The 14,181-nt window shown below is 60.6% G+C and carries 12 protein-coding genes and 2 tRNA genes; 2 read left to right on the plus strand and 12 right to left on the minus strand.

All coding sequences use genetic code 11. The annotated features are described in order from the left end of the window. The first annotated feature begins 62 nt into the window (after window positions 1–62). The gene (locus ACK56M_RS25310; protein ID WP_054573644.1) at window positions 63–2,999 is read left to right on the plus strand and encodes a DUF748 domain-containing protein; all 2,937 of its coding nucleotides are present in this window, start codon (window positions 63–65) and stop codon (window positions 2,997–2,999) included. 122 nt (window positions 3,000–3,121) lie between these two features. Here ACK56M_RS25310 and ACK56M_RS25315 read toward each other — a convergent pair whose 3' ends face one another. After that, the gene (locus ACK56M_RS25315; RefSeq protein WP_010955354.1) at window positions 3,122–3,535 is read right to left on the minus strand and encodes a VOC family protein; all 414 of its coding nucleotides are present in this window, start codon (window positions 3,533–3,535) and stop codon (window positions 3,122–3,124) included. Between the two features lie 60 nt (window positions 3,536–3,595). Between ACK56M_RS25315 and ACK56M_RS25320 the strand changes: the two genes are divergently transcribed. Then, window positions 3,596–3,898 carry a putative quinol monooxygenase gene (locus ACK56M_RS25320; protein WP_015271853.1) on the plus strand — a complete coding sequence of 101 codons (303 nt, stop codon included), beginning with the start codon at window positions 3,596–3,598 and terminating at the stop codon, window positions 3,896–3,898. 78 nt (window positions 3,899–3,976) lie between these two features. On the opposite strand, the gene ACK56M_RS25325 is transcribed toward ACK56M_RS25320, so the two are convergent. From ACK56M_RS25325 to secG, 11 genes are all read right to left on the minus strand, one after another. Further along, window positions 3,977–4,327 (minus strand): BON domain-containing protein, encoded by a 351-nt coding sequence (locus tag ACK56M_RS25325; RefSeq protein ID WP_411959128.1) that lies wholly within the window; start codon window positions 4,325–4,327, stop codon window positions 3,977–3,979. Between the two features lie 264 nt (window positions 4,328–4,591). Next, entirely contained in the window at window positions 4,592–6,697 is a 2,106-nt protein-coding gene (gene pnp / locus ACK56M_RS25330; protein WP_054573643.1) for a polyribonucleotide nucleotidyltransferase, read from the minus strand. Between the two features lie 251 nt (window positions 6,698–6,948). Beyond that, window positions 6,949–7,218, minus strand: a complete 270-nt coding sequence (rpsO, locus tag ACK56M_RS25335; RefSeq protein ID WP_003249971.1) for a 30S ribosomal protein S15 — start codon at window positions 7,216–7,218, stop codon at window positions 6,949–6,951. A 147-nt stretch (window positions 7,219–7,365) separates the two neighbouring features. Further along, a complete protein-coding gene (truB, locus tag ACK56M_RS25340) occupies window positions 7,366–8,283 on the minus strand; it encodes a tRNA pseudouridine(55) synthase TruB (protein ID WP_013974284.1) in 918 nt (305 codons plus the stop codon). Window positions 8,284–8,286: 3 nt separating this feature from the next. Continuing rightward, the gene (rbfA, locus tag ACK56M_RS25345; protein ID WP_015271855.1) at window positions 8,287–8,685 is read right to left on the minus strand and encodes a 30S ribosome-binding factor RbfA; all 399 of its coding nucleotides are present in this window, start codon (window positions 8,683–8,685) and stop codon (window positions 8,287–8,289) included. A 116-nt stretch (window positions 8,686–8,801) separates the two neighbouring features. Continuing rightward, window positions 8,802–11,342 (minus strand): translation initiation factor IF-2, encoded by a 2,541-nt coding sequence (gene infB, locus ACK56M_RS25350; protein ID WP_411959129.1) that lies wholly within the window; start codon window positions 11,340–11,342, stop codon window positions 8,802–8,804. 27 nt (window positions 11,343–11,369) lie between these two features. Continuing rightward, window positions 11,370–12,851 (minus strand): transcription termination factor NusA, encoded by a 1,482-nt coding sequence (gene nusA, locus ACK56M_RS25355; RefSeq protein ID WP_003258062.1) that lies wholly within the window; start codon window positions 12,849–12,851, stop codon window positions 11,370–11,372. 59 nt (window positions 12,852–12,910) lie between these two features. Beyond that, window positions 12,911–13,369: a ribosome maturation factor RimP gene (gene rimP / locus ACK56M_RS25360; protein ID WP_003249960.1), complete on the minus strand. Its 459-nt coding sequence runs from the start codon at window positions 13,367–13,369 to the stop codon at window positions 12,911–12,913. 129 nt (window positions 13,370–13,498) lie between these two features. Next, window positions 13,499–13,575 (minus strand) — tRNA-Met (locus ACK56M_RS25365). 100 nt (window positions 13,576–13,675) lie between these two features. Continuing rightward, window positions 13,676–13,761 (minus strand) — tRNA-Leu (locus tag ACK56M_RS25370). Between the two features lie 18 nt (window positions 13,762–13,779). Continuing rightward, entirely contained in the window at window positions 13,780–14,178 is a 399-nt protein-coding gene (gene secG, locus ACK56M_RS25375) for a preprotein translocase subunit SecG (protein ID WP_015271857.1), read from the minus strand. Between the last annotated feature and the right edge of the window lie 3 nt (window positions 14,179–14,181).

Here is a 14,181-nt window from a genome sequence, read left to right on the forward strand (position 1 = left end):
CAGCGGAACTGATTTAACGTGCCATACTCCAAGCTCTCCTGCTTAGACAGACGAAGCGACACATGTACAAAGGATTGACTCGCGCCGCTGGCGCACTGCTGGCCCTGGTAGCCCTCTACAGCCTTCTTGGCTTTTTCGTTCTCCCCGGTGTCGCGCTGCGCATCGCCAACCAACAGTTGGCCCAATACGCAACCGTGCCTGCCCACCTCGAACGGATCGAACTCAACCCCTTCAGCCTCGAACTGACACTGTGGGGCCTGCAGATCGGCGAGCCTGGCAAGGAGCAGGTCGGCTTCGACCGGCTGTACGCCAACCTTTCGCTCGACAGCCTGTGGAGCGGTGCCCTGCACATGGATGCAGTGGAACTGGTCAAACCGCGCAACGAAGTGCTGTTCGCCAAGGACGGTACTCTCAACCTGACCCGCCTGTTCAAACTGCCAGCCAGCGAAGCCAAGCCTGACGAGCCACCCAGCGACCCGTTCCCGCTACGCATCGGCAGCATCAAGCTCAGCGATGGCTACCTGCACTTCGAGGACCTGCGCCCGAGCGAGCCGATCGAGTTCCTCTACGACAACATGAACCTGGAGCTGAAAAACCTCAGCACCCTGCCCAACGACAATGCCGACATGACCCTGGTGGCCATCGGCCCCAACGGCGGGCGCATCGACTGGAAAGGCACCCTTAGCCTGGCGCCAATCGCCTCTGAAGGCACACTGAAGATCACCGAAGGCAAGATGAAGGCATTCTGGCCCTATGTGCGCGATGCCGTGCCACTGGTGCTGGAAGACGGCGTGGTCAGCCTCGACACCCACTACAAGCTCAACCTCGCCAAGCAGACCGAACTGTTGCTGGACAACGCGTCGGTGCGCATCGCCCCGTTTGCCATCAAGGCCCCGGATGGCCGCCCGCTGGCACGCCTGGCCAGCCTGGAAGTAAGCGAAACCTCGGTCGACCTGGTCAAGCAGCTGGTCACCGTGGGCAAGATCCGCAGCGAAAAACTGGAAACCTGGGCCGCGCTGGAAAAGGACGGCCAGCTCGACTGGCAGAAACTGTTCGCCAGCCAGCCGGCCAAGGCTACGCCGAAGGAAAAGGCCGAACCGGCCGCCGCCGAGCCCACGCCCGAACAGCAAGCCGCCAAGGAGCCGAGCAAACCCTGGCAGGTGCTGCTCAAGGACGTGCAACTGCGTAACTACCTGGTGCACCTGGCGGACCGTACTCAGAAGGAGCCGGTGGCCCTCGACGTCGGCCCGCTCAACGCCGACCTGCAAGGTTTCGACAGTCTCAACAAGTCGCCCTTTACCCTCAAGCTCGATACCGGCGTGGGCAAGCAAGGCAAGCTTCAGGCGGCCGGCCAGGTCAACCTGGCGCCCATCTGGGCCAAGCTGGACGTGAGCACCCGCGATATCGACCTGCGAGTGGCCCAGGCCTATATCAGCCCGTTCATCCTGCTGGAGCTGCGCAGCGGCATGCTCGCCAGCGACCTCAAGGTCGACCTGAAGAACACCTCACCACTGGCCTTCAGTGTTGCCGGCAAGGCACAGGTCAGCCAGCTGCACACCCTCGACACCATCAAGAGCCGTGACTTCGTCAAATGGCAACAGGTGAACGTCGACGGCCTGTCCTACGTGCACGGCGATGCGCTGTCGATCGACAAAGTGACCCTGCTGCAACCCTATGCGCGTTTCATCATCAACGAAGACCGCACGACCAACATCAACGACCTGCTGATCCCGCAGCCGGCCGGCGCCCCGGCGACCAGCCAGGCCAAGCCGGCCGCTGCCAGCAACGACAAGCCGCTGGGCATCCACATCGGCCAGATCGACCTCAACGACGGCTCGGCCAACTTCGCCGACCTGTCCCTCACCCCCAACTTCGCCACGGCCATCCAGCAGCTGAACGGTCGAATCGGCACCATCGACAACCGCAAGCCTGTGCCGGCCAAGGTCGACGTCAAGGGCAAGGTCGACCGCTACGCGCCGGTCACCATCAAAGGCGCCCTCAACCCGTTCAACCCGCTGGCCAGCCTGGACATCGCCACCAGCTTCAAGCGGGTCGAGCTGACCACACTCACCCCCTACTCCGGCAAGTTCGCCGGCTTCCGTATCCGCAAAGGCCGGCTCAACCTCGACCTGCATTACCTGATCACCAATGGCCAGCTGAAGGCCGAGAACAAGGTGGTGGTTGAGCAGTTGCAGTTGGGCGAGAAGGTCGACAGCCCGGACGCAGTGGACCTCCCTATCCGCCTGGCGGTGGCACTGCTGAAGGATACAGAAGGCAAGATCTCGATCGAGCTGCCGGTATCCGGAGACCTCAACAACCCGCAGTTCAGCGTGATGCCGATCGTCTGGCAAACCCTGCGCAACCTGGTGTTGCGTGCGGCGCAGGCGCCGTTCAAGTTCATTGGCGGGCTGGTTGCCGGCGGTGGCTCGGAAGATCTGGGCAATGTGTCCTTCGCCCCGGGCTCCAGCGAGCTTAGTGGCGACGCCCAGGCATCGCTGGACAAATTGGCGTCGGCCCTGAAGGAACGCCCGGAGCTGCGCCTGGAAATCGAAGGCACCAGCGCCCAGGCCAGCGACGGCCCGCTGATCGCCCAGCAGCGCCTGGAGCGTGAGTACCAGGCCACCTGGTACAAGATCCTGCAGCGCCGCGGTGACAAGGTGCCGGCCAATGCCTCGATGCTGGTGGTCGACGACAGCGAAAAACCGGCGATGCTCGAAGGCATCTACCGTAACCGCCTGAAGCAACAGCCGCCTGCGGAATGGGAGCAACTGGGCCGCGACGAGCGCACCGCCAAGCTGCGCGAGGCGGTGATCAAGTCCTGGGCCGAAAGTACTGCGCTGCTGCGCACACTTGGCCAGGAGCGGGCCAGCAGCATCAAGGATTACCTGGTAGACAAAGGCCAGCTGGAAGATGACCGGGTGTACTTCATAGATACCAGTCTGGGCCAGGCCGAGAGCGATGGTCGGGTGGTGACGCCGATGCATCTGGATGCCGAATAACTTCTACTAGCAGGTCTGGCCTCTTCGCGGGCTTGCCCGCTCCCACTGGTACTGGCACAGGCCTTGAACTGTGTACGGTCCCTGTGGGAGCGGGCAAGCCCGCGAAGAGGCCGGTACAGGCTTCACACCAACCGCTGCCCCGACACCGCCGGGTGGTACAACGGCTGCACCTTGTTCCCTGCCGGGTCCAGCAGGTGGAAGCTGCGCGCCCCGTCACCATGGTTGAACGGCCGGTCCAGCAGGGTCACGCCATGGGCCTTGAAATACTGGTACCAGGCCTCCAGCTCCTCCACGCTATCGACGATGAACCCATAGTGGTCCAGGGTCTGCAAACCATTGGCCGCCCCTGCCCCGCGCCCCAGCGACAGGTTGTCGTTACCACAAGTGAGATACACCAGGTCTTCGTTGGCGCGGTTCAGCACCTCCATGCCCAGCACATCGACGTAGAAGCGTTCGCACTCCTCCAGGTTGGGCACCAACAAGGCAATATGACGCAGGCCGTTCAGGCGACCAGGGCGTGCAGGCAATTCGGACATTGGCGAATCTCCATTTTTGTATACAATTTACAGTATAATTTAAAACAAAAGGAGAGCCTTGTGTATAGCCTGTTCATCAAGACCCGAGTGAAGCCCGGTTGCGCAGAGGATTTTCTCAATGCGATCAAGGTCAATGCCGCAGCCTCAGTCGCCACTGAACCTGGTTGCCTGGCATTCGATGTGTCGCAAGACCGGGTCGACCCGGAGTTGATCTACCTGTACGAGATCTACCGCGACGATGCAGCCTATGAAGCGCATACCCAAACCGCGCACTTTCGCGATAGCCGGCCATTGGTCGAGCCGCTGATCGTCGAGCAAGAATGCTTCGAGAGCGATGTGATCGCGCGTAACCCGGTGTACTAGCCGCCAATGAAAAGCCCCGGCAAATAGCCGGGGCTCGGAGCGAAGGTGGCCAAATCCGTTTGGCCGACGGGACATTCCTTATTCGGCTTTCAGGCCGTCAGACATGACGCTTTTCACGCCTTTGATGTTCTTGGTGATGCGTACCGCTTCTTCTTTCTGGGATTGAGTGATCGCCACGTCAGACGACAGCGAGACGACGCCTTGGCTGGTCTCGACTTTGATGTCGCTGCCTGGAATACCTTTTTCAGTCAGCAGGTCCGCTTTCACCTTGGTAGTGATCCAGGTGTCGGAACCTTCCTGCTTGGCGTTATCCACGGTGTTGGCAGCCAACATGACTGGAGCCTGGGTTGGCTCCGCAGCGAATGCGCCGTTAGCCATGGTCAGGGTCAGGGCGGTAGCAGTAACGGCAGCAATGGCGAACTTCTTCATGTGAGTCACTCCTGTTTTTTCGAAAGGTCTGCGCCGTATGTCCTGGCGTCAGATATGGAGGTAGCTGCATGCGCTGTGCCAGCTTTTCCGTCTCGCTTGTTTCCTTTTAAATCAACAAGTTAGCCAAATTTAGATTTGGCCGATGTCGTGCATTCTGCAATCCGCACGATAAAACTGCTTGCAAGATGCAAGTCCGCAAAAGGTTCCGTACAGCCATAAAAAAAGGCCCCTTGCGGGGCCTTTCTTTCTACTACGAGGCAATCATCAGACGCCCGAGGCCTTGGCCGCGGCAACGTCTTTGATCGACAGCTTGATACGGCCGCGGTTGTCCACGTCCAGTACCAGTACTTCGACTTCCTGGCCTTCTTTCAGGATGTCGGTGACTTTCTCGACGCGAGCATCGCTCAGCATGGAGATGTGCACCAGGCCGTCCTTGCCAGGCAGGATGTTTACGAACGCACCGAAGTCGACGATGCGCTCGACCTTGCCGACGTAGATCTTGCCAATCTCGGCTTCGGCGGTAATGCCCAGGATGCGTTGCTTGGCAGCATCTGCCGCTTCCTTGGTTTCGCCGAAGATCTTGATCGAGCCATCGTCTTCGATGTCGATCGAAGCCTTGGTCTCTTCGCAGATGGCGCGAATGGTGGCGCCGCCTTTACCGATGACGTCACGGATCTTGTCGGTGTCGATCTTCATCGCGATCATGGTCGGGGCGTTGGCCGACAGCTCGCTACGCGACTGGGCGATGATCTGGTTCATCTGGCCGAGGATATTCAGGCGCGCTTCCAGGGCCTGGCCCAGGGCGATCTCCATGATCTCTTCGGTGATACCGTTGATCTTGATGTCCATCTGCAGCGCGGTAACACCCTTGGCGGTACCGGCTACCTTGAAGTCCATGTCGCCCAGGTGGTCTTCGTCACCCAGGATGTCGGTCAGGACGGCGAACTTGTCACCTTCCTTGACCAGGCCCATGGCGATACCGGCAACCGGTGCCTTCATCGGTACACCAGCGTCCATCAGGGCCAGGGAAGCACCACAGACCGAAGCCATGGAGCTGGAACCGTTGGATTCGGTGATTTCCGATACCACGCGGATGGTGTACGGGAACTCGCTGTCGCTCGGCAGCATGGCCTGCACGCCACGACGGGCCAGACGGCCGTGGCCGATTTCACGACGGCCAGCGCCGCCCATGCGGCCGCACTCACCCACCGAGAATGGCGGGAAGTTGTAGTGCAGCATGAACGGGTCTTTTTTCTCGCCTTCCAGGGTGTCCAGCAGCTGGGCGTCACGGGCAGTACCCAGGGTCGCAACGACCAGGGCCTGGGTTTCGCCACGGGTGAACAGCGCCGAACCGTGAGTCTTCGGCAAGACGCCGACTTCGATGTTCAGCGGGCGCACGGTGCGGGTGTCACGACCGTCGATACGCGGTTTGCCGTTGACGATGTTCTCACGGACGGTGCGGTATTCCAGCTCGCCGAAGATTTCCTTGATGGCGCCGGCGGACGGGCCGGTCTCTTCGTTGCTCAGACGGGCAACAGCCTCGTCGCGCAGCTGGCCCAGGCGGTTGTAGCGGTCAGCCTTCTGAATGATGGTGTAGGCCTGCGAAACGGCTTCGCCGAACTCGGCGCGTACCAGGTTCATCAGCTCGACGTTGGCCGGGGCTGGCTGCCAGTCCCAGGTCGGCTTGCCGGCTTCGGCAGCCAGTTCCTTGACGGCCTGGATCACGGCCTGGAATTCGTCGTGGGCGAACAGCACGGCGCCCAGCATCTGGTCTTCGGTCAGCTCTTTGGCTTCCGACTCAACCATCAGTACAGCCGATTCGGTACCGGCAACGACCATGTCCAGGCTCGAGGCAGCCAGTTGCTCGTAGGTCGGGTTCAGCAGGTAGCCGGTGCTTTCGTGGAAGGCAACGCGAGCGGCGCCGATCGGGCCTTCGAACGGAATGCCGGAGATGGCCAGGGCGGCCGAGGTACCGATCATCGCAGCGATGTCCGGGTCGGTCTTCTTGCTGGTGGAAACCACGGTGCAGACAACCTGCACTTCGTTCATGAAGCCTTCCGGGAACAGCGGACGGATCGGACGGTCGATCAGGCGCGAGGTCAGGGTCTCTTTCTCGGAAGGACGGCCTTCACGCTTGAAGAAGCCACCCGGGATCTTGCCGGCGGCGTAGGTCTTTTCCTGGTAGTGGACCGACAGCGGGAAGAAGCCCTTGCCTGGATCGGCCTGTTTGGCACCGACCACGGTCACCAGCACGGTGACGTCGTTGTCGACGGTAACCAGCACGGCGCCGGTTGCCTGACGGGCAATACGGCCCGTTTCGAGAGTAACGGTCGACTGACCGAACTGGAATGTCTTGATTACCGGGTTCACGGTTTCCTACCTTTTTTCAGTGGCTCTGGGGGGAACTGGTTTCTTGCGAATTCTTGGGCAGAACGGGGAATCGGCCCCATTGACCGTCCAGATACAACACGAGGCTGGGAGCCTGGCACCAAGCGGAAAATCCGCTCAGCATTGCCAGGCTGCCAACCTCGGAGATACGCGTGGCGTGTCCAACGGCAGCACTGCAAAACAGCCCTGCCGAAGCCTGCGACACGCCATGCACACCACTGGCCAGGCCGCTATTAGCGACGCAGACCCAGGCGACCGATCAGGGCGCTGTAACGAGTGGTGTCTTTGCCCTTCAGGTAGTCCAGCAGCTTACGACGCTGGTTGACCATACGGATCAGACCACGACGGGAGTGGTGGTCTTTGTCGTTGGCCTTGAAGTGGCCTTGCAGCTTGTTGATGTTGGCGGTCAGCAGAGCAACCTGCACTTCCGGGCTACCGGTATCGCCGGCGGCTTGCTGGTATTCGGCAACGATCTGAGCTTTTTCTTCAACGCTGAGGGCCATTTGGCTTCTCCTGATAACGGATCCCGCATGCGGGGTCCAATAGGCCAGGGACAAATCCCTGTATTAATAAAAAAGGTGTGACCGTGCCTACTGACAGCCACCCTTGGTGCCGTGGGGCCTGGCAATTGCCCGACCCCGCGGTTTCGGTCATTCCGACCGAATCAGTCGACGCGGCGCAATGCGCCCGTCTTCGCTCACTTCACCGATACCGATGAAGCGCGCGTTGTGATCCTGTACCCGGACCATGCCAAATTGCGGCGCGTCCGGCGCGCGTACCGCCTGCCCATGCAGCCAGTAAAACGCACTGTGCTCGGACAGGCACACCAGTGGCCAGTCCTGCAGGCCGCTGTCCGAAGGCATCAGGAAGCGGTCGAGCGCTTCGTTGCCACCTTCGGCGTGGGCCTGTTCGAGTTCCTCGAGGGTGACCGTCTGTGCCAGCGCGAAAGGCCCGGCCTGGGTCCTGCGCAGCTCGGCGACATAGGCGCCGCAGCCAAGGGCCTCACCGATATCCTCCACCAGGGTGCGGATATAGGTGCCTTTGCTGCATCCTACGCTCAGCCGTGCACGGGTGCCTTCGCACTCGAGCAACTCCAAGCGGCCAATTGTAACAGAACGCGCCTCGCGCTCCACTACCTCTCCTGCACGTGCCAGCTTGTAAAGCGGCTGGCCATCACGCTTGAGCGCCGAGTACATCGGCGGTATCTGGCTGATCTGGCCACGAAAACGCGGCAGCAGGGCCTCGATGTCGGCGCGACCAACGGTCACCTCACGGGTCTGCAGCACTTCACCTTCGGCATCGCCGGTGTTGGTAGTCTGCCCCATCTGCATGACCGTTTCGTAGCCCTTGTCGGAATCGAGCAGGTACTGCGAAAACTTGGTCGCTTCGCCAAAGCACAGCGGCAGCACGCCGGTTGCCAGCGGATCGAGGCTGCCGGTGTGCCCGGCCTTTTCCGCATTGAGCAGCCAGCGCACCTTTTGCAGGGCGGCGTTGGAGGTGAAGCCCAGCGGCTTGTCGAGCAGGATGATGCCGCTGACGTTGCGGCGGATACGTTTGACCTGGGCCACCGCTTACTCCTCGGCGTCCAGCTTGTCGCCATCCTTGTGCAGACGGTCTTCGGCGACCGCGCGCTCGATCAGTGCCGACAGGTGGGCACCACGGCTGACGCTTTCGTCGAAGTGGAAATGCAGTTGCGGCACGCTGCGCAGTTGCATCACACGGCCCAGGTGCAGGCGCAGGAAGCTCGCGGCGCTGGTCAGGGCCTTGAGGGTCTGCGGTACGGCGTCGGCGCCGTCCTGGCCCATCACGGTGATGAACACCTTGGCGTGGCCAAGATCACGGCTGACATCGACGGCCGTGATGGTCACCAGGCCGACGCGCGGGTCTTTGACTTCACGGCGGATCAGCTCCGACAGCTCGCGCTGCATCTGGTCGCCGATGCGTTGGGTACGGCTATATTCTTTTGCCATTCTTGCTACCTGTAACTTAAAGCGGCAAACGCCCGGTCAGGCTGAAGCCTGACCGGGCGCTACCTACTGAGGCACTGCCCACCGCCCTGCGGCGGGGGCTGGCGCCCTGCTCACCCTTAAAGGGTACGAGCAACCTGGACTTTCTCGAAGACTTCGATCTTGTCGCCGACCTTGACGTCGTTGTAGCTCTTCACGCCAATACCGCACTCCATGCCGTTACGCACTTCGGAGGCGTCGTCCTTGAAGCGACGCAGCGACTCCAGTTCGCCTTCGAAGATCACAACGTCTTCGCGCAGTACGCGGATCGGACGGTTGCGGTACACGGTACCCTCGATGACCATACAGCCAGCGATGGCGCCGAACTTCGGCGAACGGAACACGTCACGTACTTCGGCGACACCCAGGATGTTCTCGCGAACATCGCTGCCGAGCATGCCGGTCAGGGCCTTCTTGACGTCTTCGATGATGTCGTAGATCACGTTGTAGTAACGCATATCCAGACCTTCCTGCTCGACGATCTTGCGCGCGCCGGCGTCGGCACGCACGTTGAAGCCGAACAGTACTGCATTCGAAGCCAGCGCCAGGTTGGCGTCGCTTTCGGTGATACCACCGACGCCGCCACCGATCACGCGCACCTGAACTTCGTCGTTGCCCAGGCCCGACAGCGAACCCTGCAGTGCTTCCAGGGAACCACGCACGTCGGTCTTGAGGACGATGTTGAGGGTCTTCTTCTCTTCCTGACCCATGGTCTCGAAGATGTTTTCCAGCTTGCCAGCGTGAGCACGGGCCAGCTTGACCTCGCGGTACTTGCCTTGACGGAACAGGGCAACTTCACGAGCCTTCTTCTCGTCGGCAACCACGGACAGCTCGTCACCGGCTTCCGGGGTACCGTCAAGGCCGAGGATTTCGACCGGAATCGACGGGCCGGCTTCCTTCACAGGCTTGCCGTTCTCGTCGAGCATGGCGCGCACGCGGCCATAGTTGGAACCGCACAGGACCATGTCGCCCTGACGCAGGGTACCGTCCTGAACCAGGATGGTCGCGACCGGGCCACGGCCCTTGTCCAGGCGTGATTCGACAACCACACCACGACCTGGAGCGGTCGGGGTAGCGGTCAGTTCCAGGATCTCGGCCTGCAGCAGGACAGCCTCGAGCAGTTCGTCGACGCCGGTACCCATCTTGGCCGAAACCTTGACGAACGGAGTATCACCACCCCAGTCCTCGGAGGTCACGCCTTCGACAGCAAGCTCGTTGCGGATGCGATCGATATCGGCACCCGGCTTGTCGATCTTGTTCACTGCAACCACCAGCGGAACGCCAGCTGCCTTGGCATGCTGAACGGCTTCGCGGGTTTGCGGCATCACGCCGTCGTCCGCTGCCACCACCAGGATGACGATGTCGGTAGCCTTGGCACCACGGGCACGCATTGCGGTGAACGCAGCGTGACCTGGGGTATCGAGGAAGGTGACCATGCCGCGGTCGGTTTCCACGTGGTAGGCACCGATGTGCTGGGTAATACCACCGGCTTCGCCAGCGGCAACCTTGGCACGACGGATGTAGTCGAGCAGCGAGGTCTTACCGTGGTCAACGTGACCCATGACGGTAACGACCGGCGCACGCGATTCGACTTCACCTTCGAACTTCAGCGATTCGGCCAGGGAGTCTTCCAGGGCGGTATCGCTGACCAGGGTCACTTTGTGGCCCAGTTCTTCGGCGACCAGCTGGGCGGTTTCCTGGTCGAGCACCTGGTTGATGGTGACCGGGGTACCCAGCTTGAACATGAACTTGACCACTTCAGCGGCCTTGACCGACATCTGTTGGGCCAGTTCCGAGACGGTGATGGTCTCGCCGATGGTCACGTCACGGATGACTGGACCGGTCGGGTTCTGGAAGCCGTGCTGGTTGCGCTTCTTCAGCTTGCTCTTGCCACCCCGGCCACGGCGTACGCCATCGCTCTCTTCATCGGTGGTGCGCGGTGCGGCACGAGGAGTCGGAGCCTTTTCCTTCTCCTTGACCTTGACCTTGATCGACACGCGCGGGGCCTCGCCACGACGCTCGCCACCACGACGGTCTTCGTCACGGGTGCGGCCTTCGTTGCGACGGGCTTCGTCCTTCTTGCGCTCGGCAGCACGGGCTGCGGCGTCTTCGGACGCCGGGGCGTCGGCAACTACCGGGGCCGGGGTAGCGGCAGGTGCCGCCTCTGGCTTGGCGGCAGGCGCAGGGGCTGCAGCAGCGGTTTCGGCGGCCTGACGGCGAGCCTGCTCTTCGTTGCGCTGGCGAACTTCGGCCTCGACCTTCTCGCGAGCGGCGTTTTCAGCCGCGCGGCGCTCTTCCAGCTCACGCTTCTGCTCAGCCTGGATTTCTTCCGGGCTGCGCTGCACGAATACTTTCTTCTTGCGTACTTCTACGCTGATGCTCTTGCTACCGGCGACACGCAGGGTGCTGGTGGTTTTGCGCTGCAAGGTAATCTTGCGCGGCTCTTCCGCCTTGCTCTTGTGGCTGCTCTTCAAATGAGTCAGCAATGTCTGCTTCTCATTGTCGGTCACTACCTGACCGGCGTCGGTGTGCGGCAGACCTGCCTCACGCATCTGCTGCAGCAGGCGCTCTACCGGTGCCTCGACCTCTTGGGCCAGTTCTTTCACCGTGACTTGCGTCATGCACTTCTCTCCTCAGGCCGCGCCTAATTACTCGAACCAGTGGGCTCGGGCGGCCATGATCAACTTGCCGGCACGCTCTTCGTCGATGCCGTCGATGTCGAGCAGATCGTCGATCGACTGCTCGGCCAGGTCTTCGCGGTTAACCACGCCGCGCACCGCCAGTTCCGCCGCCAGGTCCTTGTCCATACCCTCGAGGGAGAGCAGGTCGTCAGCCGGATGGGCGTCTGCCAGTTTTTCTTCGGTAGCGATGGCCTTGGTCAACAAACGGTCCTTGGCTCGAGCGCGGAGCTCGTTGACGATATCTTCGTCAAAGCCATCGATGTTGAGCATTTCTTCCAACGGTACGTAGGCAATTTCTTCGAGGCTGGTGAAGCCTTCGTCGACCAGCACTTGGGCCAGCTCCTCGTCGACTTCCAGTTCATCGATGAAATTGCGCAGGATGTCACCGGTTTCGGCCTGCTGCTTGGCCTGGATGTCCTTTTCGGTCATCACGTTCAGGGTCCAGCCGGTCAGCTGACTGGCCAGGCGAACGTTCTGACCGCCACGACCAATGGCCTGGGCCAGGTTGTCCTCGGCAACGGCGATGTCCATGGCATGGGCATCTTCATCAACGATGATCGCCGCGACTTCAGCCGGCGACATGGCGTTGATGACGAACTGCGCCGGGTTATCGTCCCACAGGACGATATCCACACGCTCACCACCCAACTCCCCGGATACGGCCTGGACGCGCGAACCACGCATGCCGATGCAGGCGCCTTGCGGGTCGATGCGCTTGTCCTTGGAGCGGACGGCGATCTTGGCTCGCGAACCCGGATCACGGGATGCAGCCATGACTTCGATGAGGCCCTCGGCAATTTCCGGCACTTCGATGCGGAAAAGCTCGATCAGCATCTGTGGCGCGGTGCGCGACAGGATCAGCTGTGGGCCACGGTTCTCGGTGCGAATTTCCTTGAGCAGCGCACGCAGGCGCACGCCAACACGGAAGGTCTCGCGCGGAATGATGTCTTCGCGGGCCAGCAGGGCCTCGGCGTTGTTGCCCAGGTCAACGATGACGTTGTCGCGGGTAACCTTTTTGACGGTACCGGAGATGATCTCGCCAACGCGCTCGCGGTAGGCATCGACCACCTGGGCACGCTCGGCCTCACGGACCTTCTGCACGATGACCTGCTTGGCGGTCTGGGCGGCAATACGACCGAATTCGATGGACTCGATCTTCTCTTCGATCACGTCACCAACCTTGGCTTCAGGGTGGGTTTCGTGAATCTTGCTCAACCAGGTCTCGATCGCCGGATCATCAAGATCGGCTTCGTCGACCACGGTCCAGCGACGGAAGGTCTCGTAGCTACCGGTGTGGCGGTTGATTTCCACACGCAGGTCGACTTCGTCTTCAAAACGTTTTTTGGTTGCAGTGGCCAGTGCCACTTCCAGCGCTTCGAAAATGACGCCGGGCGGTACACCTTTTTCGTTGGATACCGATTCAACAACCAGCAGTACTTCTTTGCTCATCGTACGCCTCGCCTTGCGCAAGCCATTGGGCCCGGATAGTCCGCCGGGCCCGGCACGTCTCAGTCAAAACTGGGAATAATATTGGCCTTGTCGATCGAGTCGATCGGCAACAGGAATTCTTGATTGTCCACCTGGACCACCACATCCTGTTCCTCCACACCGCGGAGAAGGCCCTGGAAGTTACGACGACCCTCGAAGGGTGAGCGCAGCTTGATCTTCACTTGTTCGCCGGCATGCGAGGCAAACTGTTCCAGAGTGAACAGTGGGCGATCCATGCCTGGAGAAGACACCTCGAGGGTGTATTCACTGCTGATCGGATCTTCCACATCGAGAATTGCGCTGGCCTGACGGCTGACCGCTTCGCAGTCGTCCACCAGGATGCCGCCTTCCTTGTCGATGTAGATGCGCAGTACCGAATGCTTACCCTGGGAAACGTATTCGATCCCCCAGCATTGATAGCCCAGACCCTCGACAACCGGGGCCAACAAGGCCTGCAACTGTTCTAGCTTGCTCGACACCTGAACCCCCTCGTGCATGCTGTGCAAATAAAAAATGGGCGAAGCGCCCATCCCTGAAAGCGCCGTTGGACAACGACGCCGAAACTGTTCGGTTAGCAAAAAGCCCCTGAAAAGGGGCTCCGCTGAAGCTGGTTGCGGGGGCTGGATTTGAACCAACGACCTTCGGGTTATGAGCCCGACGAGCTACCAAGCTGCTCCACCCCGCGACAAAGCTGGGGCAAAAGTATAAGACCGAACCCTCTTGAGGGTCAAATCCGAACCTTCACCTGCAAGAAAGCCCGCTAAAGCGGGCTCTCAAGCTTTAATTGGTACCGAGAAGGGGACTCGAACCCCTACACCCTATGGGCACAACCACCTCAAGGTTGCGTGTCTACCAATTCCACCACCTCGGCAATACTACTTGAAACCCGTTACTTCTGCTCTTGTGCCGGAGGAGGTACATCACCCGTGTTAGGAGTGGTTTCGCTCTTCTGCTGCTGGAGCACCGGTACATCATCATTAACTGCCGGTTTCTGCGGCTCTTTCACTTCTAGCACTGCTGGATCTGGAAGACCTGCTTGGCTAAGCTGGTGAGCTTGTTGCTTCGCGAAGTATCCTAACCCAAGTGCTGTCAAAAAGAAAGTGGCAGCGAGTATAGCAGTTAATTTACTCAGAAACGTTGCAGAACCCTGGCTCCCGAACACGGTATTTGAAGCACCCGCGCCGAAAGATGCACCTGCTTCCGCACCTTTACCCTGTTGCAACAGAACCAGCACTACAAGCGACAGCGCTGCCAACAGATGAAAAACAACGATGACTGTTTCCAGCATTTG

It is taken from the genome of Pseudomonas sp. s4, assembly GCF_046764235.1.
Taxonomy (GTDB): Bacteria; Pseudomonadota; Gammaproteobacteria; order Pseudomonadales; family Pseudomonadaceae; genus Aquipseudomonas; species Aquipseudomonas asiatica.